Source organism: Nocardioides sp. YIM 152588 (assembly GCF_040191335.1).
In the GTDB taxonomy this organism is placed as follows: Bacteria; Actinomycetota; Actinomycetes; order Propionibacteriales; family Nocardioidaceae; genus Nocardioides.
Map to the genome: position 1 here is coordinate 122,577 of NZ_JBEGDJ010000005.1, position 24,796 is coordinate 147,372.

Annotated in this window: 13 protein-coding genes and 1 tRNA gene; 4 read left to right on the plus strand and 10 right to left on the minus strand. The window is 72.5% G+C overall.

Annotated features, from left to right (window positions below):
• Positions 1-172 precede the first annotated feature (172 nt).
• Genes ABLM29_RS04905 through ABLM29_RS04920 form a run of 4 tightly spaced genes read right to left on the minus strand, consistent with a single transcriptional unit; the run spans position 173 to position 6,715 of the window.
• The gene (locus ABLM29_RS04905; RefSeq protein ID WP_349712796.1) at positions 173-2,971 is read right to left on the minus strand and encodes an FAD-binding and (Fe-S)-binding domain-containing protein; all 2,799 of its coding nucleotides are present in this window, start codon (positions 2,969-2,971) and stop codon (positions 173-175) included.
• Entirely contained in the window at positions 2,968-3,927 is a 960-nt protein-coding gene (locus tag ABLM29_RS04910) for a PPC domain-containing DNA-binding protein (protein WP_349712797.1), read from the minus strand. Before ABLM29_RS04910 ends, ABLM29_RS04905 begins: the two co-directional genes overlap by 4 nt.
• Positions 3,924-5,546 carry an AMP-binding protein gene (locus ABLM29_RS04915; protein ID WP_349712798.1) on the minus strand — a complete coding sequence of 541 codons (1,623 nt, stop codon included), beginning with the start codon at positions 5,544-5,546 and terminating at the stop codon, positions 3,924-3,926. The genes ABLM29_RS04910 and ABLM29_RS04915 overlap by 4 nt, the downstream gene beginning before the upstream one ends.
• The gene (locus ABLM29_RS04920; protein ID WP_349712800.1) at positions 5,546-6,715 is read right to left on the minus strand and encodes an acetyl-CoA acetyltransferase; all 1,170 of its coding nucleotides are present in this window, start codon (positions 6,713-6,715) and stop codon (positions 5,546-5,548) included. Before ABLM29_RS04920 ends, ABLM29_RS04915 begins: the two co-directional genes overlap by 1 nt.
• Positions 6,716-7,029: 314 nt before the next feature.
• Here ABLM29_RS04920 and ABLM29_RS04925 point away from each other — a divergent pair, with 314 nt between their 5' ends.
• Together ABLM29_RS04925 and ABLM29_RS04930 are read left to right on the plus strand one after the other, a co-directional pair.
• Complete coding sequence (locus ABLM29_RS04925; protein ID WP_349712801.1) at positions 7,030-8,133, plus strand: zinc-dependent alcohol dehydrogenase; 1,104 nt, start codon at positions 7,030-7,032, stop codon at positions 8,131-8,133.
• Between the two features lie 25 nt (positions 8,134-8,158).
• On the plus strand, positions 8,159-9,364 hold the full coding sequence (locus ABLM29_RS04930) for a PucR family transcriptional regulator (protein WP_349712803.1): 1,206 nt from the start codon (positions 8,159-8,161) through the stop codon (positions 9,362-9,364).
• Positions 9,365-9,439: 75 nt separating this feature from the next.
• Here the strand turns inward: ABLM29_RS04930 and ABLM29_RS04935 are convergent, their stop codons facing one another.
• The gene (locus tag ABLM29_RS04935; protein ID WP_349712804.1) at positions 9,440-10,492 is read right to left on the minus strand and encodes a 2-keto-3-deoxygluconate permease; all 1,053 of its coding nucleotides are present in this window, start codon (positions 10,490-10,492) and stop codon (positions 9,440-9,442) included.
• 756 nt (positions 10,493-11,248) lie between these two features.
• Between ABLM29_RS04935 and ABLM29_RS04940 the strand changes: the two genes are divergently transcribed.
• On the plus strand, positions 11,249-12,430 hold the full coding sequence (locus ABLM29_RS04940) for a PucR family transcriptional regulator (protein WP_349712806.1): 1,182 nt from the start codon (positions 11,249-11,251) through the stop codon (positions 12,428-12,430).
• Between the two features lie 131 nt (positions 12,431-12,561).
• Here ABLM29_RS04940 and ABLM29_RS04945 read toward each other — a convergent pair whose 3' ends face one another.
• Positions 12,562-15,777, minus strand: coding sequence for a glycosyl hydrolase (locus ABLM29_RS04945; RefSeq protein ID WP_349712808.1), 3,216 nt, complete (start codon positions 15,775-15,777; stop codon positions 12,562-12,564).
• On the opposite strand from ABLM29_RS04945, the gene ABLM29_RS04950 reads away from it, so the two are divergent.
• On the plus strand, positions 15,776-16,126 hold the full coding sequence (locus ABLM29_RS04950; RefSeq protein ID WP_349712809.1) for a hypothetical protein: 351 nt from the start codon (positions 15,776-15,778) through the stop codon (positions 16,124-16,126). The genes ABLM29_RS04945 and ABLM29_RS04950 overlap by 2 nt on opposite strands.
• Here ABLM29_RS04950 and ABLM29_RS04955 read toward each other — a convergent pair.
• From ABLM29_RS04955 to ABLM29_RS04970, 4 genes are all read right to left on the minus strand, one after another.
• Entirely contained in the window at positions 16,110-19,604 is a 3,495-nt protein-coding gene (locus tag ABLM29_RS04955; protein WP_349712811.1) for a glycosyl hydrolase, read from the minus strand. The two genes, ABLM29_RS04950 and ABLM29_RS04955, sit on opposite strands and share 17 nt — an antisense overlap.
• A gap of 242 nt (positions 19,605-19,846) precedes the next feature.
• Positions 19,847-23,341, minus strand: a complete 3,495-nt coding sequence (locus ABLM29_RS04960) for a glycosyl hydrolase (protein WP_349712813.1) — start codon at positions 23,339-23,341, stop codon at positions 19,847-19,849.
• Positions 23,342-23,866: 525 nt separating this feature from the next.
• A tRNA-Met gene (locus tag ABLM29_RS04965) sits at positions 23,867-23,943 on the minus strand.
• Between the two features lie 110 nt (positions 23,944-24,053).
• Positions 24,054-24,536, minus strand: a complete 483-nt coding sequence (locus ABLM29_RS04970) for a MarR family winged helix-turn-helix transcriptional regulator (RefSeq protein ID WP_349712815.1) — start codon at positions 24,534-24,536, stop codon at positions 24,054-24,056.
• Positions 24,537-24,796: the final 260 nt, after the last annotated feature.

Genomic DNA, 24,796 nt, shown 5'->3' on the forward strand with positions numbered 1-24,796 from the left:
CGACGAGGACGTCGCCGGGACCGTCAAGGAGCTCATCGAGGACGGCAAGGTCCGCCACTTCGGCATGTCCGAGGCGGTAGGCGGAGTCGTGTGCCCAGCAACCCTCTATCCCGTTGCCTCAGGCACACGACCACCCCCGGGGCCCCGCGACCGGCCGTGGCGAGCCTCCCCGCTAGGTGCGAGTGGCCCGGTCCAGCAGCACCAGGACGTGCTGATAGGTCTCCCCCGTCGCTCGGCTCATGCCGAGCTCGCAGGTCCGGTTGCACGAGGCGTGCGCGTCGGCACCGTACGCCGCCACCTCGGCGGCCTGCGCGGCCGTCGCCGACGCGGTGAGCTCGGGGTGCAGCATGCCGCGGTCGCCGGCGAAGGCGCAGCAGCCCCACGACGGTGGCACGAAGACCTCGCGCGAGACCGCTCCGGCGATCGCGCGCAGCGCTCCATCGGCGCCGCTGCGGACCGACGAGCACGTCGGGTGCAGCGCCAGCCGGTCTGCGACCGGCTCCGCCGGGAGCCGCGGCAGCAGCGCGCGCGCCGCGAACACGACCGCGTCCTCGACCACCAACCCGCGGTCCGCGAGGGCCTTGGCCAGTCCCTCGCTGCACGACGCGGCGTCGCTGACCACCGGCAGCAACCCGCCGCGGCTGGCGCGCAGCAACGCGTCGGCGACCCGGTCGGCTATCACGGCGGCGCCGTCGGTCAGACCCTTGGAGCTCCACGGCATCCCGCAGCACAGCGCGTCGGCGCCCTCGGGCACCACCACACCGACGCCGGCCCTCTCGCACAGTGCCCGGAACGCGGCGCCGGCCGAGGCGTCCGGCCCGCCGGGTGCCGCGAACATCGAGCCGGTGCAGCTCGGCATCAGCACGACGCCCGCGGCCAGCGGAACGGCCCCCACCGGCCCACGCCGCTCGCCCCCTCCCGGGAGGTCCGGGCTCCAGCGCGGCACCAGGTCGGGGTCGAGGAACCGCCGCGCCAGGTCCGAGCCGCGTTCGGCAGCGCCGGGGACGCGCCGCGCTGCGCTCAGGCCCGCGGCGGCCGCCCTGGTCGCGCCGGACCAGTGCCGGGCCGCGGTCCGGCCGGCGGCCTGGGCCACCCGGCCCTGTCCGTCGGCCCGCAGCCGGCGCACCAGGTCACCGGTGTTGATCGAGACCGGGCAGGCGGTCTGGCACATGCCGTCGGCGGCACAGGTCTGCACGCCGTCGTAGGCGTAGGCGGCGGCCAGCTCGTCGGCCGCGGTGCTCTCCCCGGCGGCCCGCATCCCCGCCTCGGCGCGCCGCGCGACGATCCGCTGTCGCGGCGTCAGCGTCAGGTCCCGGCTCGGACAGACCGGCTCACAGAAGCCGCACTCGACGCAGCGGTCGACCTCGTCCTCGACATTCTGGACGGTCTTCAGGTCCCGCAGGTGCGCGGCGGGGTCGTCCGTCAGCACCACGCCGGGGTTGAGCACGCCGCTGGGGTCGCAGAGCCGCTTGACCTCGCGCATCGCCTCGTACAGGTCGTCGCCGTACTGGCGGCGGACGAAGGCGGCCATCACCCGGCCGGTGCCGTGCTCAGCCTTCAGCGTCCCGCCCCGGGTCAGCACCACGTCGACCATGTCGTCGGTGAAGTCCGCGTAGCGCTGCCGCCCGGCGTCGGTCCCGAAGTCCTCGGTGACCATGAAGTGGATGTTGCCGTCCTTCGCGTGCCCGAAGACCACCGCGTCGACGTAGCCGTGGTGCGCGAACACCTTGCCGAGGTCCTCGCAGGTCGCGGTCAGGTCGCGCACCGGGACGGCGACGTCCTCCAGCAGCGCGGTGGTGCCGGGGCGCCGGGCGCCGGCGACGGCGGCGTACAGGCCCTTGCGCACGTGCCAGAGGTCGGCGCGCCGGGCGGCGTCGCTCGTCAGCGGGTCGCCGCCGACCCCGGTGGCGAGCACCGGAGCCCCGCCGGCGACCAGGTCGGCGAGCTCCTCCGCGGAGCCGGCCCGGTACTCGACCAGCAGGGCGGCCTGGCCGCGCAGGTCCAGCCCGCGCAGGCCGGGGGTCGCGCGCGGGTCGGCGGCGGCGACGCGCAGCGAGGGCGTGTCCAGCAGCTCGAGCGCGGAGGCGCCGGAGGCGACGAGCGCCGGGAGCGCGTCCGTCGCGTGGGCCAGCCCGTCGACGACCAGGAGCCCGGTGGCGGCGTGCGGGCGCACCGGCAGCGTGCGGAACGTGGCCGAGGAGACGAAGGCGAGCGTCCCCTCCGAACCGACCGCCAGGCGGGCCAGGATCTGGGCCGGGTCGTCGTGGTCGAGCAGCGCATTGAGGGCGTACCCCATGGTGTTCTTGATCGAGAACTGCCGCTCGACCTCCGCGCGGGCGACGGGATCGGCGCGCAGACGATCGCGCAGCGCTCGCAGCCCGGCGTGCAGGGCCGGCTCGTCGTGGGCGAGCCGGGCGTCGGCGTCCGGCTCGGCGGTGTCGACGACCGTGCCGCTGGGCAGCACCAGGCGCAGGGAGTCGAGGGTGTGGTAGCTCGTGCCCTCCACGCCGCAGCTCATGCCGCTCGAGTTGTTGGCGACCACCCCGCCGATCGTGCAGGCGCCCTCGCTGGCCGGGTCCGGGCCGAGCTGGCGGCAGTACGGCGCCAGCGCGGCGTTGACGGCCCGGACCGTCGTGCCGGGGGCGACCCGCACCCGGTCACCGCCGTCGAGGACCTCGAGCCCGCGGAAGCCGCGCCGCACGTCCAGCAGCACGCCGTCCGTGCCCGCCTGGCCGGACAGGCTGGTGCCGCCCGCGCGGAAGGTCAGCGGCAGGCGCTCGGCGCGGCACGCGGCCAGCGCCCGGGCGACCGCCGCCTCGTCGCTCGCGACGACCAGCGCCTCGGGGCGCCGCAGGTAGTGGGAGGCGTCGCTGGCGGCGGTGACCCGGTCGAGCAGCCGGTCGTGCACGCTCGCGGGGTCGACCCCGTGCCGGACCAGGCGGTCGCGGGCGGAGCCGGGCGCTGCGCTCACCGGTCGCCCTGGCTGTCGTGCGGTTCGTCGTCGGCGCGGACCAGGACCAGCTCGTAGGTCATCGCGACCGGGTTGTGGCCGGGCACCAGCGTGCCGTGGTGCCAGGCGGCGTGGCGGTCGAGCAGCCCCGCCGCCAGGTCGGCGCGCACCCGGCCCGCGACGCGGCGCACCGCACCGTCGAGGAACATCACCTCGGTGGCCGGACCGTCGACCTCCTCCAGGGCACCGTCGCCGGTCCGCAGCAGGCCGCCGACGAGCGAGCCGATCTGGCCGCGGACCTCCGCCCCGGACCAGCCGGCGCGCTCGACGAGGTGCTCGATGACGCCGACCAGGTCGACGTTGGGCCGGACCCGGCAGACCAGCGCGTCGACCGCCGCGGTCGCGACGTCCGCGCCGTCGATGGCGCGCGGCACGAAGAGCGACATCGTGGTCTCGGGGTCGGGCCGCACCTCGATCGCGACGTCGGTCGACGTCCAGACCCGGGCGCTGACCCCGGCGCCGAGCACGACGGTGTCGGGGATCAGGTGTCCCGCACGTCGTACGCCGTGGGCGTCCTCGAACAACGCGTGGGTGTGCGAGAAGACAGCGCCGTCCCGGTGCCCGAGGGTGAGGCCGCCCCGGACCAGCCGGGCCGGCGTGGCCGCTGTCCGCGGCGGGCTGAACGTCGCCACCGCGCCGCCCTCGGGGCCGAGGTCGGGCACGTAGTAGCCGAACTCGGCGAGCTCGCCGCCGACGAGCTCGCCGACCGCGGAGCGGGCGCCGGTGCTGTCCAGCAACCCTGCCAGGGCGTCGAGCAGGGGCACCCCAGCGGGGAGCTCGACCTCGTGCGGGGTCAGGCGGGCGGCGACGGCGACCACCCGCTCGTCGGCGACCGGGCCGGGGTGCCGCAGCGTGGGCACGCCCGCGGCCGGCGCGAACGCCGTCGCGCCGACGGCCCGCTCCTGGAGCGCACTCACCGGACCGCCGCCTCGGGCCACAGCCCCGCCTCTCGCAGCAGCTCGCGCAGCAGCGGCGTGGTCACCTTGCCGTACGCGGTGGTGGGCAGCTGATCGACCAGGTGGATCAGCTTCGGCGCCTTGTAGCGCGCCATGTGCTCGCGGCACCAGGCCGTCAGCTCCTCGGCGGTGAGCCCGCCCTCGACCACGGCGACCGCGAAGCCGACCTCGCCCCAGTCGGCGTCGGGGGCGCCGACCACGCCGACCGCACGCACCTGCGGATGGGTGAGGATCTTCTCCTCGACCTCGCGCGGGTCGATGTTGGAGCCGCCGGAGATGTACATGTCCGAGGCCCGGCCGGTGATGAAGAGCATCCCGTGCTCGTCGAGCAGGCCGAGGTCGCCGGTGCGGAACCAGCCGTCGCGGAACGACTTCTCGTTGGCGGCGTCGTTGTCCAGGTACCCCGGGAAGACCGCGGGTCCGACCACACAGATCTCGCCCCGCTCCCCCGGCGGGAGCTCGTTGCCCTCGCCGTCCTGGATGGAGATCGTCATCCCGGTCCGGGCGTAGCCGGCGGTGACGATGCCCTCGTACGTCGGCACGTCGGCGTGCAGCGCGGGCGGCAGGACGGTGATCGCGCCGGTCACCTCGCACAGGCCGTAGTACTGCTCCACGACCGGCCCGAGGACCTCGAGTGCCCGGGCCTGGTCCTGGCGGGTGATCGGTGCGCCGGCGTAGATGACGTAGCGCAGCGAGGAGGTGTCGGTGCTCTCGTCGACGCCGGCCACGAGCCGGTTGAGGATGGTCGGCACGGTGAACGCCGTGGAGACCCGGTGCTCGGCGACGAGGCGCCAGGCCTCGGCGACGTCGAGCGACTCGCCCGGCAGCAGCACCGTGGCCGCGCCGCGGGCGACGTGGGTGAGCACGTGCACGCCGGCGCCGTGGGAGAGCGGTGCCAGCACCAGGGTCGCGTCGCCGCTGCCCAGGCCCGGCATCAGGTCGGCGATGTGGTTGTTCACCACGAACGCCATCTGGTCGTGGGTGAGCACGGCGGCCTTGGGCCGGCCGGAGCTGCCCGAGGTGAAGAAGAACCAGGCGGGGTCGCCGACCGCGACCGGCGCCTCGGGCACGCGGGCGCCCAGGTGCTTGTCGACCAGCGCGCCGACGTGCGGGCGGGCGTCGCTGCCGGGACCGTCGGAGAGGGTCCAGGCGGGCACCGGCGCCAGCGCGCGGACATGGTCCTCTGCGCCTTCCTCGACCACCAGCAGGTCGGGGCGGACCACCTCGGCGAGCTTCGCCACGTCGGCGGGCGGCAGCTTGGCGTTGGTGGGCGTGATGATGGCGCCGACGCGCCAGGTCGCGACCATGACGGTCAGGTAGTCGCGGCAGTTGCCAGCGTGCAGCATGACCACGTCGCCAGCGCCGATCCCCGCCTCCAGCAGCGCCGCCGCGAGCGCGTCGACGCGGCCGTCGAGTTCGCGCCAGCTCCAGGTGACGTCGCCGCGGACCAGGGCGGTGCCTTCGGGCAGGCGGGCCGCGGTCTGGCGCAGCAGCGAGGCGAGGTTGCTGGTGCGCTGCGTGATCGAGGGCAGCGCGCGCCGGGGGGCGGGGCCCGTCGGGGCGGTCGCGTCGGTCGTCATCACCAGGCCTCCAGGACGCTCGCGTAGTTGGCGACGGCCGCGCCGCCCATGTTGAAGACGCCCGCCACGTCGGCGACGGGCAGCTGCATGTCGCCGGCGGTGCCGGTGACCTGCATGGCGGCGATGGCGTGCATGGAGACGCCGGTCGCGCCGATCGGGTGCCCCTTGGCCTTGAGGCCGCCGGAGCGGTTCACCGGCAGCTTGCCGTCGGGCTCGGTGAGGCCGTCGGCGAGCACCCGGTGACCCTGGCCGCGCTCGGCGAGGCCGAACGCCTCGTACTGCAGGAGCTCGGCGATCGTGAAGCAGTCGTGGGTCTCGATCAGGTCGAGGTCGGTGGTGGTCAGTGCGGCCTGCTCCAGCGCGTCGGCCCAGGCCCGTCGTACGCCGGAGAACTCCAGCGGGTCGCGGCGCGAGAGCGGCAGCGGGTCGTTGGCGTGGGCGCGGGCCCGGAACCGGACGCGCTGCGGCGCCGTCCGGGCGACGTCCTCGGAGGCGACGACGATCGCCACCGCCCCGTCGGAGATCAGCGAGCAGTCGGTGCGCCGCAGCGGCGACGCCACGATCGGGTTCCTCTCCGAGACCGTCGAGCAGAAGTCGGAACCGAGGTCCTTGCGCAGCTGGGCGTAGGGGTTGCTGACGCCGTTGCGGTGGTTCTTCGCGGCGATCCGGGCCATCGCGTCCGAGGGGTCGCCGTACCGCTCGGCGTAGGCGCGGGCGATCCCGGCGAAGACGCCGGCGAACCCGCCGTCCACGTCGGCCTCCTCGGGCTCGTAGCAGCCCGACAGCAGGATCTCGCCGGCCCGGGCGGTGGGGACGCCGGTCATCTTCTCGGCGCCGACGACGAGCGCGACGCGGCCGCGGCCGGAATCGACGAAGTCGCAGGCGGCGTACAGCGCGGCGGACCCGGTGGCGCAGGCGTTCTCCAGCCGGGTGGCCGGGGTGCCGGCGAGCGCCGGGACGCCGACGCCGACCAGCGCGGCCTGGAAGTCCTGGCGGGAGAAGCCGTTGTTGTAGACGCCGGCGTAGATGCCGTCGACCGCGTCCGCGTCGATGCCCGCGTGGGCGAGCGCGCCGGGCACGACCTCGGTCATGAGCGCGGTGGTGTCGGGCGCCTCGAGGCGGCCGAAGCGGCTGTGGTGCCAGCCGATGATCGAGACCGTGGACGACATCGGGATCCTTCCTGGGTGTGGCCGGGGCGACGCCGCGGTGCGGTCGGACCCGGTGGGACGGTCTCAGCCTGCGCCAGCGTGCGCCACGTCACAACGGACGCCTGCCGAGTGACGCCCGTCTCGCCTTCGACAGTTGTCGAAAGTGGCGGGCCGATCCGGCGAGCGGCGGCGGGATTCGACATTCGAAGGAGTCCGAGGCCCGGCTTCTCGTCGTACGTCGGTTCCGGGTCGCCCGCGCCGCGACGGAGAGTGTGGCGACCACCACATCGAGCACGTCGGCGACGACGTGTCCGCCGACCGCCGAGGAGTGACCGATGCGCGCCGTGATCAAGGCAGCCGAGGGACCGGGCTGCGCCTTCGTCGAGGACCGATCCGAGCCCGACCTCCTGCCGGGCCAGGTCCGGCTCGCCGTCGCCGCCACCTCCGTCTGCGGCACCGACGCGAGCATCTATGCCCACGGCCCCGCCGCGCAGGCGCTCGGCCTGCGGTTCCCGGTGACGATGGGCCACGAGGTCGCCGGCACCGTGGTCGAGGTCGGACCGCACACCACCGGGCCGGCGCTCGGAGCACGCGTCGGGGTCGAGACCCACCTGGCCTGCGGCCACTGCTGGGCCTGCCGCGCCGGCGAGGGTCACAACTGCGCCGACATGTCGCTGCTGGGCGTCGACGTGGACGGCGCCTTCGCCGAGCGGGTCGTCGTGCCCGCGGCCAGCTGCTTCGAGGTACCCGACGAGATCTCGCCGGAGACGGCGGCCCTGCTCGAGCCGGCCGGCAGCGCCATGCACGCGGTGCTCCGCTGCCCGCAGCCGCTCGCAGGGGCCAGCGTCCTGGTCTCCGGCGCCGGCCCCGTCGGCCTGGTGCTCGTCGAGATCGCCCACGCCGTCGGCGCCCGCGAGATCGTCGTGGTCGAGCCCAACCCGGCGCGCCGCCGGCTGGCCGTCGAGCGCGGCGCCACCGCGGTGGACGTCGACGCGGACCCCGTGGCGGCCGCCGACCGGCGTACCCGGGAGCGGCGCGGCTTCGACGTCGCCTTCGAGTGCTCCGGCGTGCTCCCCGCGCTGAACGCCCTGGTGGACCGGGTCCGCAACGAGGGCACGCTGATGGTCGTCGGCCTGGCCGGCGGCGACCTGGTCCTGCCCGCCACCCGGACCTTCATCACCCGGGGCCTGACCGTCAAGGGCAGCTGGGGCCGATCGATCTGGCGCACCTGGGAGGAGCTGAGCGCGCTGGTCGTCGCCGGCCACGTCGACCTCGACCGGCTGGTCACCCACCGGTTGCCGCTGAGCGGACTGCCGCAGGCCCTGGACCTGATGCGCGGCGACGCCGGCAAGGTCCTGCTGCTGCCGTCGCTCCCGGACGCTCCGGACGCCGCCGACAGCGGGACCGCCGGTCGGTCGCGCGCCGCCGTGCCCGCCTGAGCGACGGCGGGCCTACCCTGACCGGGTGACATCGGAGGTCCAGCAGAAGATCGACGCCCTCGGCCGGCGACTGGGCCGCTCGGTGGTGCTCAACGACCCCGACATCCGCCTGGTGCTGGCGAGCGAGCACTTCGGCGACGAGGACCCGGTGCGGGTCCGTGCGATGCTGCACCGCGACGCCGGCGGCGGACCGATCGGCTACCTCCTGAGCCACGGGATCACGCAGTGGACCCGCGCCGGCAGGGTGCCCGCCTCCGCCGAGCACGAGCTGCTCTCACGCCTGGTGGTCCCGGTACGACGCCACGGCGAGCTCCTCGGGTTCCTGGTCGTGATCGACGCCGACGAGAGCCTCAGCGACGATGACGTCGCGCTGGTCGAGCAGCTCGCCCAGGACGCCGCCGGGCTGATCGTCGCCGAGCGGCACGCGCAGGACGAGCGCGCGCGGGCGCAGGAGCAGCACCTGACGGCCTGGCTCGGCACCGACGCCGGGGAGCGGTCCGCCGCCGAGCGCGCCCTGACCGACCGCGGGGTGCTGCCGCTGCCGCGCCACCTGCGGGTGCTGGTCCTGGAACCGGTGGGCCTCGCGGGCGGCGTCGAGGACGATCAGGTCGACCTCGCGCTCCGCCACGCGCTGGAGGCGGCGCCGCGCGCCGGACGGGAGTCGGTGCTGCACGCCGTGGCCGGTCGACGCGGCATCCTCGTGCTGGCCTCTCCCGTCGAGATCGACGACGCGGCCGCGGAGGCCCGCGCGGACGCCCTGATGGCCGACCTGGACGCGTTCGCCGCCGGCCGGTTCGGCGCCCGGGTGGGCGTCGGCGCCGAGGTGCTCGACCCCGACCGGGCGTGGACGTCGTACCGGCAGGCGGTGCTCGCCTGCCGCGCGGTCCCGGCACTGGGCGCCGGGCGGACGGCCCGCTGGGACCAGCTGGGTCCGCTCGGGCTGCTGCTCCGCATCCCGCCCGACGAGCTCGACGAGACCGCCGTCCCGCCGGCGATCGGCCAGCTCGAGGCCGCGGACCCGCACGGCCGGCTGCTCGAGACCCTCGAGGTCTTCCTGGACCGGGGCGGCTCCGGCTCCGCCGCGGCCGAGCGGCTGCACGTGCACCGCACGACGCTCTACTACCGGCTCGACCGGATCCGGGAGATCACGGGCCTGGACCTCGACGACGGGAGGGTCCGGCTCGAGCTCCACCTGGGGCTGCTGGTGCGGCGCCTTCTGGCGGCCGGCTGACGCACGCCGACGGCCCCGGACCAGGTGGTCCGGGGCCGTCGGCGGCGGTACGGCGGAAGCGGGTTCGGGCGAGGGTCAGGCAGCGAGCGGTCCGGCCGCCGGCACCGGCTCGTCGGGCACCGCGTCGCGGCCCTCGTACATGGCCTCCTCCGCCTCCGGGCTGACCCCGCGCCGGGCCTGCCACTTGCTCACGGCGACGACCACGAACGGGATGAGCACGGCGGTGACGACGACGGCGGAGGCCACCTGGGTGGTCGCCACGGCCTGCACGGACTGGTAGCTCGGGTCGGCGAGCGCCACGGCGGCCGGTGTCGCGATCGCGTTGCCCGCGGTGGTCGCCTCGCAGGCGCCACCGATGACGTTTCGGGTCGGCTTCGGGTGCCGTCGGGCGACGTGCCACAGGTGAAGCGCCAGCATGGCCAGGCCGCCGGAGAGGACGATCGTCATGATGCCGAGCAGGAAGCCGACGGCGCCGGCGGTGAGGAAGACGCCGAGGTCGATGCCGGCACCGATGGCGAAGAGCGCGAACGGCAGGATCAGCTTCTCACCGGGGGCCAGGAACTCGCGGGCGATCTGGCTGGTGTTGCCGATCACGAAGCCCAGCAGGATCGGCAGGAAGACCGCGAGCAGCGCCATCGGGGAGAAGTCGGCCAGGCCGGCCGCACCGAGCGCGATCATGGTCAGCAGCGGGCCGTCGTTGATGGACAGCACCGCCACCGCGCCCTTGTCGGACCGGTTGCCGAACTGGCCGGTGAGCGCGATGTACATCGCGCCGTTGGAGTTGCCCATCGCCGCGATGATCGCCAGCGGGACGAGCCCGAGCAGGGTGCCCTCGGGCGTCAGGTAGGCGACCCCGAGACCGACGGCGATCGCCGCGGCGTACTTGCCCAGCAGCATCACCACGCCCTTCTCGAGCGAGGAGGCCACCGACTTGACCCGGATCTGGGAGCCCATCACGAAGAAGAACATCGCGATCAGGGGGACGGCGCCGTCGCGGAACAGCGCGGTCGTGAAGCTGCCGATCCCGAGCACCTCGGGAACGAAGGTGTTGATCAGTGCCGCGAGGAAGAGCGGGATGATCAGCAGGGCGCCGGGGAGCTTCCCGAGCGTTCGGAGGAGGTTGTCCATGGCTTGTTCCTCTGCGAGATGGGGTGGGCGTCATCGCGCACCCGCACCTCCATCATGAGGCACGGGAGCTCGACGAGCCCCGGGGCTCGAACCGTCCCGGGGCGCCACCACCGCGGGGAGAGGTCCGAGTGCTTCCGACCGGGAGGCCGAGCGGCTGTGGCACTCGTCACTGTAGGAACGGTGATGTGGCGCGCGACACAGACGGATGCGGGAATCAGGACCGTGACGTTCCGACATCTGTCGAATCGACTGGATACGCCACCGGCCTCAGCGTCGACGAGGGCCTGGGGCGCGCCGGGGTGGCAGCCTCCTCGCCGTCTCCCTGACGATCAGCGTCGCCGTGTTCGTCCCCGTCCAACGCCGTGCCGAGGCGTCCGCGGCACTCACCGCGCCTGGGCAGCGGCAGTCCGATTCAGCGAGATCGGAGGTAGCGGACTAGACGTGACGTGTGCCACACTGGACCGCCTGAATCGTTTCAACCCGATGACCGCCAGAGTCCCCTAGCGCACTGACGGGCGTCGCAATGGCGAAGGCTGGTCAAAGGTGACGCATCCCCCACGCATCGTCCCGCTTCCGCTCATGCCCACACCGGCGCCCCTCGATACGACCGCCGCGGCGCCGGGTGCAGGGCTGGGACGTGCGGCCGGCCACGCCGACGGAGGTACCGACCGCAACTGGCTGGCATGGCTCGGACCGCACGGCGAGGCTCGTCCCGCTCCGGCGTCGGGCGAGCGGACCGCCAACGTCGCCCGGGCAGTGCTGGGGAACGACGCGGTCGATTGGGCGGTCGAGGTCGCGGCGCGGGTCGTCGACATGCATGCGGCTGCTGGGAGGTTCCCCGCCGAGGCGGCGCTCGAGGCTCGGGCCGGGTGCGAGGCCGGCCTCCTCCACGGCCTGACCCGGTTCGCGCTCGGCGAGCCGGCGCACTGCGTCGGCGCCTCCGATCGAGCGCTGGAGGACGCCCGGCACTGGGCCCGGCAGGGCCTGCCGATCGAGCACATCTTCGATGTGCTGTGGAGCACGCACAGCGTGGTGAACGACGCCGTGCTCGCGGAGCTGCACGCGGTCGGCCGAGATCTCTCCCCGGCGGATGCCCGGCAGGTGGTGGCCGACCTGACCACCTACGTCGGGAACACAGTTCGAGACATGACGGAGGCTTACCGGCAGGAGCGGACGGTGTTGCGCTCGAGCGAGCGTGCCCAACGCGCGGGCGCTCTCAGCGCCATCCTCGACGGGGCGGACGACCCCGAGCTCGAGAGGGCGCTGAGGCTGCGGCTGCGAGCCCACCACCTGCTCGGGGTGGCGTGGACCACGGACGACCTCCCCGACGAGGCACGGGTCCGGGAGCTGGATCGCATCTGCGCCAAGCTGTCGTCGAACCTGGGAGCGAGCGGGTCGGTCGTACTCCCTCGGGGCAGGTACGACGTCCTGTGGCTCACGTTCAATCGCCGCGAGGACGTCGACGTGGCCGGGGTGATCGAGGTCGAGGACGGCCTGGGGCTGGCGTTCGGTGGGCTCCATCGGGACATCGCCGGCGTTCGCACCAGCTACCGCGAGGCGGAGCACGCCAGTCGGGTCGGCCTGCTGGCCGGCGAGAGCGGCTGCTGGACCTACGACCGCGTCTCGATGGTGGCGCTGGCCCTCAGCGACCTCACGGCGTCACGGGCGTTCGTGTCCTCTGAGCTCGACGGCGTCCTCGGCCTCGACGAACGGCAGCGTGACCTGCGGGAGACCGTTCGCGTCTTCCTCGCCGTCGGCGGCAGCCGCAACGAGGCCGCGCGCCGGCTCAACATCGCTCCGACGACCGTCGCCTACAGGGTGCAGCAGTTCCAGGACCTCCTCGGGCGCCCCCTCGCCCCACGATCACTCCAGACGGCGCTGGCCCTCGAGATCGTCCACCACGCCGGGGACGCGCTCGCGGACCCGAACCGGAACTGATCCGCCCCTCCTCCCTGGGCCGCACGCCGGCCTGTGGCGGCCATCGAGGAGCCGTCACGGGCCGGGGGCGAACCCGCGAGGGCGCCTCGCCCGACCACGCGGGTCGGGCGAGGCGCCCAGGCGCGGCTCGGCTACGGGCGGACGCTCGACACCGGTCCGCGCTTGATCACCTCCGTCGCGTACAGCTCCAGGCTGACCGGTCCCGTGAGCCCGTAGTCGTCGTCCCGCGCCCTGCTCTCCGCACCGGTGCCCGGTGCCACCCGGACGGCGTTGATCAGCGTCGTCGCCACCCTCACCTCGATCGTGTTCGAGCCCTTCTTCAGGTAGGGGCCCACGTCGATGTGGCGGATGTCCTGGAGGTCGATGGGCGGCAGGTCCTTCCCGTTGACGGTCACGCTGGAGGAATCGGTCGCCGAACCCAGGTCGAGCAGCGCGCCCTGACCCTGGTGCCAGCCCTGGCGGAGATCCACCGTCGTGGTGTAGTACCCGATACCGGACACGTCGCGCAGGTCGACGGCGTACCCGTTGTCCGGGTGGATCTCACTCCACGCCGGCAGGCCGTTCCCGGTGTCGGCCACCTCCCCGACGCTGAGCCGCGTGCGGAGGGTGTGCTCGATCCCGGGCAGGCCGGTCTCATCCCCGGTGAAGCTCTCCACCTCGAGGTCCCATCGGTCCAGGGAGAGCGCCTCGTCGTCGGCCGCGAGGTCGGCACTCACCGTGCGGCCGTCGCTGAGCTCGATGCCCTCGACCCGGCCGTTCGGCCCGGTGACGAGGAGCTGGCCGCCCTCGACGTAGCGGAACGAGTGGGTGTCGCCCTCCTCCTGGAGAGCCACGTGGACCGCGGGCGCGGGCTGGCGGTCGAGGTTGCGTGTGCTCACCGCGATCACCGTCGTGTCCTGGCCCATCAGCCGCACGTCGACGGTGACCCTGCCGTTCTCCTGGTCGTAGCTGGCCAGCGGCTCGGTCTCGCCCGTCCAGGTGTTCAGCAGGTAGGGCGTCCCGTCACCGTCCAGGGTGATCCGCTGCGTGACCTCCTCGTTGGTCTGGTTGAAGAGCAGGTAGTAGTCCGCGTCGTCGGTGTGGCGGCGCACCGAGATGATCGCTGAGTCGTCGGCGTCGCCCGTCACCGGCTCGCGGGACGCGGCCGGCTCGATCCCCAGGTCCTCGAGGGCGGCGACGGCGTCGGCCACCGCTCCGACCCGACGCACGTGGTGCTCGGTCGAGACGGACAGCGCGTCCAGCTCGGCCATCACCTCGATCAGCGCCGCGTCGGCCGCCTCGTGGTCGCGCGCACCGGGCGTCTCGGTCGGGAGATCTCCGACCACGATGACCGGAAGGCCGTCCTCGGCGAGGGACAGGATCTTCCGAGCGCTGACCAGGTCGAGCGTCTCCTGTCCGTTCAGGATGAGTGCCTTGTACGCCGACTTGGTCGGGAAGAACGCACCGTCGTTCAACGTCGCCCCCGGCTCGTACTCCGCGCCGTACTGCGGGTCGTTGAGGAACTCGTCGGTGATGTACTCGTTCGTGTACCCGCGCTGCGCGAGCGGGCCGGTGGAGCTCACCCGGGAGTCCGGCGACGGAACGGTTCCGCCGTTGGAGCCGATGCCGTGGCCCTGCCAGTAGATCGCGACGTCGAACCGCGGGCTCCCCTGTCGGAGGACCAGCGAGTGTCGGGCGAGGTCGTCGTTGACCTCCCGCATGTCGCCGGCCTGCCAGGTCGGCATCACCGGGTTCCAGGTCTCACCCCAACCCGGCCGGTTGTGGTTGAAACCGGCGTGCCACGGCCACACCTTCTCAGTGCCGTTCTGGGCGTCGGTCGTGATGTAGCCGAACCCGTGCCACACGTGCTGCGTCACACCACCCGCGAACGTGCGGTAGGCGGCCGAGAGGTTGGGGGCCGGCGTGGCGCCCGGCCCCTGGCCGCCGGCGCCCACGTTCCCGCCGAGCTTGGTGTCCCACACCGAGCGGATCGCACAGTTCTCGCTCGAGACCAGCGTCCGCCCCTCTTGCATGTGGGCCCCGACCGCGATGAACTTGCCGACCTCGGGGAAGCCCATGTTGCACTCGGCCTCGGGCTGGTCGACGTGCGCCATCGCGGACGGCACGACGATCGGGTCGCCGTAGGCCTGGACCCGGGTCTCCATGTTGATGTCGGCGCCGTACTCCTTCATCACCTCCAGGTGCTCGGAGATGAAGAGGTCGCTCCACGTCTGGCGGTAGTCGTGCCGGATGCGGGCGTCGAGCCCGTCGCCGAAGACGAAGGGTCCCTGGCTGAGGCCTTGGCGGCCGATGCCCGCGAGCGCGGGGAGCACGAGCGTAGCGTCGTAGCCGCGCAGTCGCTGCCACTGCTCCAGCATCCGCGGCGTCCACTTGATGTTGCTGCTGAGCTCGAGCGAGTCCGTGAAGAGCGCGCCGCCACCGACGCGGTCGACGTCACGTTGGGTCGCGGTGCTGTTGAAGCCGCCGTCGGGGTTGTTGCCGAAGGCGTTGCTGGTCCAGAAGTCCCGGTAGGCCTCGGCGCCCTCGCGGCCCAGGTGGTCGACGACGTACGTCGGCGAGGAGGCCGAGTTGCTGCCCGTCTTCACGTCCGCGGTGTAGTAGAAGGCGAGGAGCTGCCAGGGGTTGCCGTTCCCGGCCGGGAAGTCGTGCTCGAGCGTGCCGCCCTCGACCTCGCCGGTCAGGTCCACGACCGAGTCGGGGTCCAGCTCGGCAGTGCCGGAGTCGGTGCAGGCGCTGGTGCACTGCGCTGCCACCACCGCGACGAGCGCCTCGTCGGCAGCGGACGTCACCGCCGCCCCGGGCGGGGCGGCCCCGGGGAGGGGCGTCACCGTCAGCGTGGCGCAGGTTCCTGCCGTGCCGATGGCGGTCACCTCGGCCTCGACGTCGCCCACGGTGACCACGTTGCCGATCGCCACCGTCCCGACGCTGGCCACCTGCAGGGTGGTGTCCCCCGCGGCTGCCGGCGCACACAGCGTGGTGCTCAGCACCGAGGGCGTGGTGATCGTGGGAATCGCACCGGAGCGGCCGGAATCGGCCGCGACGACCTCGCGGCCGTAGAGGAGCTGCTTGGACACCGCTGGGTCGTTGATGTCCTCGGGCGTGGTCTGGCCGGCGGTCACCTTCGAGCCGGGCCACCCGGGGCTGACTGTCCAGTCGACGGTCAGCCCGTGCTCGGCCCCGGCGTCCTGGATGACCTCGACCACGTGGTTCCATCGCGGGGTGCCGAAGCCGTACTCGTCCAGGTACTCGTCGGAGCTGCTGTCGCCCGGGAACGGCGCGACCTCGATGCCGCCGGCGCCGGACTCGGCCATCGCGGCGACCTCGGCGCGGATCTCGTCGTCCTCCATGTCAGCGACGGTGACCCACCACCGGTACTTCGGACGTACGGCGTTCGGCGGCTCGGCGAAGTTCTTCGGGGAGAGCTCGGGGGCGACGCTCTGGGGCTGGTCCGATGACGCCGCGCTGCCGGGCGCCGCCGACGAGGCGGGGGTCGGCGCGGAGACCGCGACCAATGCCGTCGGAAGGGCGACGACGGTCGCAGCCGCGATCCCGACCCCCACCCTGCGCCGTACCTGTCTCGGAGTCGTTCTCATGGGCTGCTTCCTCCTGATCTCGCTCAACTCACTGGTGGGCCTGGGCTCGCGCGTCGCGGCCGCCGCGCGACCCGGTCGCCGGCCGATCACCGGTCCGCCCTGATCTCGGTGCTGCGGTAGGCGTCCAGGACGACGTCCAGGAGCCCGTAGTGCTGCTCGCCGGACGCCCCGAGCGACCAGAACTTCGCAGGGTTGTCGTAGTCGCCGATGCGGCGGCTCAGCGACGTGTCGATCTGGATCGTGAGGGTGTTGCGTCCGGGGCGCAGCAGGCCGCCGAGGTCGATCGCGTCGGAGAGCTGGTCGACATCGTCGACAACGGTGCCGTTGACGACGACCTCGGTCAGCATGTCGTCCGCGTGCCGCATCTGTAGGACGGCACCGCTGCGCCGCCAGTCCTGACCGAGCACGAAGGACGTGGTGTAGCGCCCGATGCCGGAGACCTCACCCATCGACTCCACCCCCAACGCGGCGAGCTGGTCCGCGGTGGCGGGCAGGTCCTCCCAGGTCGCGAGGTCGACGTCGTCGAAGGAGACGTCGACGACGGCGGAGGCGGTCGGGTCGTAGTCGTTCCTCTCCGGGTCGGGGCCCCAGCTCTCCAGGTCGAGCGTCCACCCGGTCGGGAGCGCCACGTCTGAGGGAACCGCGCTCACGCTGAACCGCCGTGTCCCGGCGGTGGTGGCCACCCGGTAGCTGCCCGGCTCGAACGCCCGGTGGACGATGGTGCGCCGGTCGAGCGGCGCGACGCTGCCGCCGCTGACGGCGGTCGCGTGGAACCCGCCCGCGGGGCGGGCGTCGGAGAGCGCCACGATCGCCGCGTCCCGATCCTCCAGGTCGAGGACCTGGGCATCGATGACGACGCCGTCGGCGGTCCGCCGGTACTCGGCGACCGGCGTGATGTCACCGGTCCAGGCGTCGTGCAGGTAGGGCACGCCGTTGCCCTCGAGACGGATCTCCTGGTCCGTCACGGCGCTGACCGGCGCACCGGGCTTGACGCCCCAGGGCCCCAGCGGATCGGCCGGGCCGGCGTGCGACCGCACCAGCGGCTCGTCCAGGGTGACGGTGTCGCCGTCGACGGCGGCCACCGTCGCGTGCTCCTCGCGGAGGGTGGAGCCGATGACCAGCTCGTCGCCGGGCTCGAGCGAGGCCGCCTCGGTCATCTGGATCGTGGTGTCACCGGCGGCCGCCGGCGCGGTCAGGTAGGCGGCCGCGTTGTAGAAGTAGTAGTAGTCGGTGCCGCTGGAGGTCTCCCGGTGCGAGGTCTCCAGACGCGGCACGTCGTACTGGGACGCCGGGACCACGCCGCCGCTCTCGAGCTGCGCCCGGAGCGCGTCCTGGTCGGCGACCTCGGTCACGCCGGGCAAGGAGACGAGGGTCGCCAGCAGCTCCTGCAGTCGGTCGTCACGATCCCCGCCGGGGTCGGTCCCGTAGGTGCGGGAGATGTCGCTGTCGAAGAGGAGCACCGGCAGCCCGGCGCGGGCGTAGCGGACCAGCCGCTCCGCGGTCTCGACGGACATCCGCTCCGCCTCCTTGACCACCAGCGCCTGGTACGACGGGCCGTCGGCGCCGAGGACGCCGTCGGACACCGTGGGGTCGGTGGCCTCCAGCAGGCCCTCGCTGACCAGGTTGTAGGAGTAGCCGTGGTCGAGGAGGTCCTGGAACTCGTTGCCACTGTGGTGCCGGTACCCGTCGTTGCTGCCGAGGAGGAAGGCGACGTCCACGTCCGCGGTGCCGGTCTGCATGATCGCCTGGCTGCGGCCGACGTAGTCGCTGAAGGTGTCGACATCGTCCCACCAGATCTGGCGGCCGTTGTAGGCGGAGAACCCCGGGCTGATCTCCTTCATGAAGTTCCAGCCGGGCCAGTCGCTCTCGTGCATGTTGAAGGTCTTGGCGAACGCCGACCCGTGGAAGATCGACCGGTTGACCCCGTGCGAGAAGTCCCCGTTGACCTCCCGGATGTTGTGGTGCCACGGCGTGTTCTGGTCGGCGTAGAAGGTGGTGGTCTCCATCGACAGCAGGTGCCCGCCGGTGAGGTTGAGCGCCGCGGACAGGTTCCGCAGGCCGTCACCCGACGTCGAGTTGTCACCCTCGGGGACGTCCACAGCGGCCGCGGCGGTCGCGATGTCGAGGCCGCTGAGGGTGTAGGCCTGGGCCCGGTAGGTGTACCCGAACGAGCGCGCCCACTCGCTGATCAGGGACGCGTGCTGGTCCTCGTACAGGCTGCCGAGGGTCATGTTGTAGTCCTCGACCATGCGCGTGGCGAGCTCCGGGTCGTCGAAGAGCTCGGCGTCGCCGGTCGCCAGCACGGGGCCCCACCCCGCGGTGTCGACCCCTCGCCGGTCGGCCACGGTGTCGAGCAGATCGGGCGTCCACAGCGGGTTCTGGTGGGACACCTCGATCGAGTCCTCGAAGATGCTGGAGCCCAGCCGGGCGTTGCGGCGGAGCAGTCGCTTCGTCTCGCGGTCGAGGATGTGGTCGTCCCAGAACTGGAAGATCCGCTCGGCCCCCGATGCGCGGAAGTAGTTGGTGACGTAGGACCGGTTGTGGATGGTGACGGCGGCGCCGCCTGAGGAGACCTGGCCGGTGCCCCGGTGGAAGGACCCGAAGAGCACCAGGTCCCCGGGCGCGAGGGTCTCCCCGGCGCTCGGCACGTAGCCCGACAGGTCGATACCGGAGAGGTCGGTCGCGTGCTCGAGCTGCCAGTCGGCCATCCGGCGCCGGTTCCCGTCGCCGTCGATCTTGCCCGCGAACTCGTCGGAGGCGGGCTCGGGACCGAAGGCGCCGACCACGTCGGCGTCGTAGTCGAGGCCGTTCTCGGCTGCCCAGGCGCGGTCCGGCACGCCGGCCGGGCTGCCGGCGTACGCGACACTGTCGATGGTGCGCTGCTCGCCGGCGCCGGGGTCGGCCTCGACGGGCGTGGTCGCACCGGTCACGTCGCGCGCGCCGGCGAGGTCGAACACGGGCGTCCCGTCGTCGCCGACCGACGTCACCTCGAGCAGCGTCGCCGCATCCAGGGTGTCGGTGAAGATGAACGGCGCCCCCTTGCCGTCCCTGAGCTTCTGGTCCGGGCGCGGCACGGCTGCGGCCCCGGCGGCGAGGTCGTCGCCATCGAGCTTGCGGTAGGCGTAGCTCGTCTCCTGCTGCTGCTCGGGGTCGTTGGGGTCGATGTTGTTGACGATCGGGGGCCAGTGCGAGGTGATCGTGAAGTCGACCTTGAAGCCTCCGCGGACCGCGTTCGCGGTGCGGAGCAGGGTCTTGACCACCCGGCTCCAGTTCTCGCTGCCCCAACCGATCTCGGCGGCGTCCTCGTTGTCGTAGCTCACCGTGTCGGCGAGGAAGGAGATCTCGACGCCCCCGAAGCCACCCTCGGCCATCTCGTTGATCTGCTGGCGCACTAGGTCGAGCTCCCGCTCCGAACGGCCGGCCCCTGCGTCGGGGAACCACATCCGGGCCATCGGCCGGGAGTCGATGGTCGGCGCGAAGGCCCGCGTGAGCTCACGCGGGACCGCCGCCTGCCCGGCCCCGTGGTGCGAGGGCGACGAGTGACGACCCTGCTGGACGAACGGCGCGCCCGAGGCGGTCACGGGCGACTGGACGCTGAGTGCGCCCGCGACCGCCAGGGCGACGGCGACCGCCACGGCCCGGCGACCGCCACGGGCGTGTGCTCCCGAGGGAATGAACGGGTTCGGCATGAGATCTCCAGGTGGGGCTGGTGAGGACGGTTGCTCGGCGTTCGGAGGGAGCGTCACGGGAGGCGGATCGGGCCCGCCCTTCCGCGCCGGCCGGGCGGCCGGCGCGGAAGAGCGGCGCGGGAGGGTGGTTGCCCTCAGCGGATCGGAGTGACGGCGTACGGCGTCAGCGTCACCCCCGTCAGGCCGTAGTCGAGGTCGGTCCGACCGGTGCGGTTGCCCAGCGGGGTGTCCACCTTGACCTTCAGCACGTTGCGGCCCGGACGGAGCCACTTCGTCACGTCGACCGTCGTGGTGTCCTGGTCCATGCGGTCGATCAACCTGCCGTTGACCCGGACGGCCACCGGCATGTCCGCTCCGTGGTCGAGCTGCAGCTCGACCCCGACCTTCTTCGACCAGGAACGCGGCCGCGTGAAGGAGGTTCGGTACCTGCCGATGCCGGAGATGTCGGCCGCCGACTCCACGCCCAGCGTCTCCAACTGCTCGGCCGTGAGCGGGAGGTCCCGCCACGCACCCAGCGACTGGGAGTCGAGCGCCACGGTGGTCTTGCTGGAGACCGTCGGGTCGACGTCGTTGACCTCCGCGTCAGGACCCCAGCTCTCCAGGTCCAGACGCCAGCCGTCGTCCAGGGCGATCGGCTTCGGCGCGGCCGGGGCCGACACCACGCTGGTCCCGCCGGGCAGGGTGACCTCGTAGTCGCCGGCCTCGGTGGTCACCAGTTCCAGCCCGCGATGGTCGACTCGGACCTCGCCACCGGTCGTGTCGAGGGCGTGGGTGCGGGGCGCGGCCGGGAAGCCGTTGGTCTTGTCCGCCAGCACGACCACGGTCGACTTGCCGAGCCCCAGCTCGACGCCGACGTGGGTCCGGCCGTCCTCGGTGTAGTACTCCGCCACCGGGGTGATCTCGCCTGTCCACGCGTTGAGGAGGTACGGCGTGCCGCTGCCCTCGAGCGCCAGGTCCTTCGGCTGGTCGGTGGTGACGCCGGCGGCCTTGCCCTGCGCGGGCGGGCCACCGGGGTTCTGCACCGGCGGGCCGCTGTGCGCGATCGTGAGCGGCTCCTCGAACGTCAATGTCGAGCTCGCCTCGTCGACCGCGGCGACGACCGCGGTCTCGGCGGCGTCGCCCTGGTCGATCGTGATCACGTCTCCGGCCTTGAAGCCGCCGACCGTGTCGAGGGTGGCAGTGGTGTCGCCGACCGCGGTGGCCGCGGCGAGCGCCGTGCCAGCGTTGTAGACGTAGTAGTAGTCGCCCTCGTTCGCGGCCCGACGGGAGATTTCCAGTCCGGTGGTGCCGGCTTCGGCCGCCGGCTCCACCGAGTGCGACCGCAGGAACGCGCTCGCCTCGTCCTGGCTGGCCGCGGTCGACACGGTGGGAAGACCCATGAGGGTCGCCAGCCGGTCCGCCAGCAGCGCGTCGTTGTTGCCGGGCTTGTCCGTGCCGTAGACGTGCTCCACGTCGCTGTCGAGGAACACCACCGGGAGACCCGCGCGGGCGAACTCGATGAGCTTGTCGACGCTGGCGACGTTCAGCTGCGTCGCGCCGCTCACGATCACGGCGCCGTACGCCGGACCGTCGGCCGCCAGCCTGCCCCCGGTGACCTCGGCCGCGGGGAGCTCGAGGAGCGCCTCGCTCAGCTCGTTGTAGGACCACCCCTCGTCCAGCAGGGTCTGCAGTGAGTTCCCCGACTGGATCTGCGAGGAGTCGTCGGCACCGAGCAGCACCGCCAGGTCCACCTTGGCCTGACCACCCTGGAGGACGGCCTGGTTGCGCGCGACGTAGTCGCTGAAGGTGTCGACGTCGTCCCACCAGATCTGCCGGCCGTTCCAGGACGAGAAGTTGAAGAAGTTCCATCCGGGCCAGGCCGAGTTGTTCCCGTTGAAGGCGCGGGCGAAGGCCGTGCCGTGCAGGATCGACCGGTTCACCCCGTGCGAGAAGTTCATGTTCAGCACGTCGGTGACCTCGGTCCACGTCGAGTTGATGCTCGCCTCGAACGTGACGCTCTCCATCGAGAGCAGCTTCTTTCCCTGCATGTTCACCGTCGCGGACAGGTTGCGCAGCCCGTCGCCCGAGGTGGAGTTGTCGCCCTCCGGCACGTCGAGCGCCGAGGCCGCCCCCGCGATGTCGAGGCCGGTGAGCGAGTAGCCCTGGGCACGGTAGGTGTAGCCGAAGGTCGAGGCCCAGTCCTTGATCGGTGCCGCGTGCTCGGTCTCGTAGAGGCCGCCCAGCGTGGTGTTGTAGTCCTCCACGATCCGGGACGCCTGCTCAGCGTCGTCGAAGTTGCCCGCACCCATGCTCAACACCGGCAGGAGCGCACCGGGCGCGTAGCCGTTCTCGTCGCTGAACTCCGAGGGGAGGTCGGCGGTCCACAGGGGGCCGTCGCGGTGAATCTCGATGCTGTCCTCGAAGATGCTGCTCCCGGTCTTGCGCGCGTTGCCGACCAGGAGGCGCTCCAGCTCGCGGTCGAGGATGTTGTCGCTCCAGAACGCGAAGATCCGCTCGGCGGCCGGCTCGCTGAAGTAGTCGACGGCGTAGGTGCGGTTGTGCTGGGTGACCGACTGGCCGCCGGACATGATCTGTCCGGTGCCCTGGCGGTAGGAGCCGATCAGGACGAGGTCGCCGACCGCGAGGTCGTCGCCCGCGCTCGGGGAGTAGCCGTCAAGAGCGGAGAGCTGGTCGAGGTCGGTCTGGTAGAGGTACTGCCAGTCCGCCATCCGCCTCCGGTTGCCGTCCTGGTCGATCTTCCCGTCGAAGTCGTCGGTGGCCGGCTCGGGACCGAACTTGTCGAGGACGTCCTGGTAGTCCAGGCCGTTCGCGTCGGCGTACGCGCGGTCCGGGATGCCCGCGGGATAGCCGGCCCAGTCGCCGCTCGCCTCCTCGCGCTTCTTGGTGGTCGCGGCGTCGGCGTCGGCTAGCGAGGCGAGTTCGAACGTCGGCGTACCGTCGTCGCCGACGGAGGCCACCTTCGCGACGGTGGCGCCGGTGTACTTGTCGACGAAGAGGAAGTCCGCGATCAGCCGGCTGGTGTTGGAGAAGTCGCGGGTGCGCTGCTCCGGCAGCGGCAGGTCCACGACGCCGGCGGCGAGGTCGTCGGCCGTGATCTTCGTCCACGCCGAGGTCGCCTGCTGCTGCTGGGTGTCGTCGTTCGGGTCGATCGTGTTCACGGTCGGCGGCCAGTGCGACGTGATCGTCAGGTCGACCTTGAAGCCGCCGGGGACCTTGTTGGCCGCCTTCAGGATGGTCTTGAGGACGTCGCGCCACGCGGGGCTGCCGAAGCCGATCTCGGCCGCGTCGTCGTTGCCGTAGTTGGAGCCGTCGGCCAGGTAGGCGATCTCGACGCCGCCGAAGCCGCCTGCGGCCAGGTCCTTGATCTGCTTGACGATCAGCGAGCGGCCCTCGGCATCCCTACCGGCGCCGGCATCGGGGAACCACATCCGGGCCATCGGCTCGGCATCCAGGGGCGGCTTCTCGAAGGCCGAGAGGATCTCCGTGGCCGCTCCGCGATCGGGCTTGCCGTGGTCGGCAGCGCCTGGCGCGGCGACACCCGGGCTCGATCCGGCGGCCACCAGGGTCACCGCCGTCGCGGCCGCGGCAATGGCGCTCGCCCGGCGGTACCTGTTCCCTGCTCTGTTCACGCTCTCTCCTTCAGATGTCAGCGACGATCCGAGACCACGGGTGAACGGACCCGCAACGCGGGCGGCCGTGTTTGAAACGTTTCACTCATGGGCGCGCATCCCTCCCTCGTCAACCTCGCGGTGGGACCGAGCGACCCGGCCCACCTTGTGGCGACGGTCACAGTCTGGGGAGGCGGGAGGAGGTCGCGCCGCAGCCGCGACGACAAACTGAGCCGCGGATCCTGTCGCACGCAACAGGCGGTCGACCGGTCTGCACCGACGCTCGCCGACAGATGCGGCCGATCCGGCGGCGCAATGTCCGCTCGCTCAGGTGGAGCTCGTCAGCGGTGTCCGCGAGCGACCGGCCCGTGGCCAGGCAGCGAAGGACGCCGACGTCGGCGGGCCCCAGTTTCTACGGGGCTGCAGGCAGGGACGAGGGCGATCAGGCGGCAACGTCTGCTGACATCTGCTGACATGGGGCCCGAAAACGAATCAGAGGCGGCCTCCGGATCTCTCCGGAAACCGCCTCTGGTTCTGCTACTTCATTGGTAGCGGGGGCAGGATTTGAACCTGCGACCTCTGGGTTATGAGCCCAGCGAGCTACCGAGCTGCTCCACCCCGCGTCGGTGAATAGAACATTACGGCATCGCCCAAGAGCGTCCAAATCGGGGGGCCCTTTTCGCGCGTCGACGTGCTTCTGCGCAGGTCAGGGGCACGGATTTGGTGGCGCGGATCAGTGGCGCAGGTCGCCGGGCGCGCGGTCGCGCCCCGCTCCCCCGGGCACCCGCACGCCCGTCCGCCCCGCGACCAGCTCGAGCGCGTGCCGGACCTCCCGGGCGGTGTCGGCGCCGACCTCGGCAGCCAGGTTCAGCTCGAAGCGCGCGTGGAACGCCTTGGCGGCGTCGAGCGCCTCCCGGCCGCGGTCGCCGATCTTCACGATCCGCTGGCGGCGGTCGAGCCCCTTCGGGGCGCGGTCCACGAAGCCGGCCAGGGTCATCCCCTCGACTAGCTTGAGCGTCGCCTGCGGCGTCATGTGCAGGCGCTCGGCCAGCACGCGGACGCTCAGCGGCTCGTCGGCCAGCAGACGCAGCACGAAACCGGTCCGGGTCGTGAAGCCGACGAAGCCGGAGGCGTGCATGTGCAGGCGCAGCTCCTCGGCGAAGGTGACCCCGGCGAGCGACAGGAGCACGCCGAAGTCCGGGCGATCGTCCGTCACCCCGTCATCGTATGAGCCAGATCACATTCCCGTGGGACGTCTGTGAGATGTCGCGGGTCGTGTGCCTGAGAACCCTCCATGAGCGGGCGTCAGCCACACGACCGCGGCTCGGACGTCGCGCGGGTGGGGTCGTGTGCCTGAGACCCCGCTATTCCGATGTGTTGTGTCTCGGGACATCGCGGACACATATGTCTCAAGACATCGCGGACACTTTCCTACCGCGGGGGTTGGCTGACTGGTAGCCCGCTCGTGATTTCAGG

Bases quoted from the DNA above. Each gene is read 5' to 3' on its own strand.
- ABLM29_RS04945 (WP_349712808.1), bottom strand. From the start codon at position 15,777: ATGGAGGACGACGAGATCCGCGCCGAGGTCGCCGCGATGGCCGAGTCC.
- ABLM29_RS04935 (WP_349712804.1), bottom strand. From the start codon at position 10,492: ATGGACAACCTCCTCCGAACGCTCGGGAAGCTCCCCGGCGCCCTGCTG.
- ABLM29_RS04950 (WP_349712809.1), top strand. From the start codon at position 15,776: ATGTCAGCGACGGTGACCCACCACCGGTACTTCGGACGTACGGCGTTC.
- ABLM29_RS04915 (WP_349712798.1), bottom strand. From the start codon at position 5,546: ATGACGACCGACGCGACCGCCCCGACGGGCCCCGCCCCCCGGCGCGCG.
- ABLM29_RS04925 (WP_349712801.1), top strand. From the start codon at position 7,030: ATGCGCGCCGTGATCAAGGCAGCCGAGGGACCGGGCTGCGCCTTCGTC.
- ABLM29_RS04920 (WP_349712800.1), bottom strand. From the start codon at position 6,715: ATGTCGTCCACGGTCTCGATCATCGGCTGGCACCACAGCCGCTTCGGC.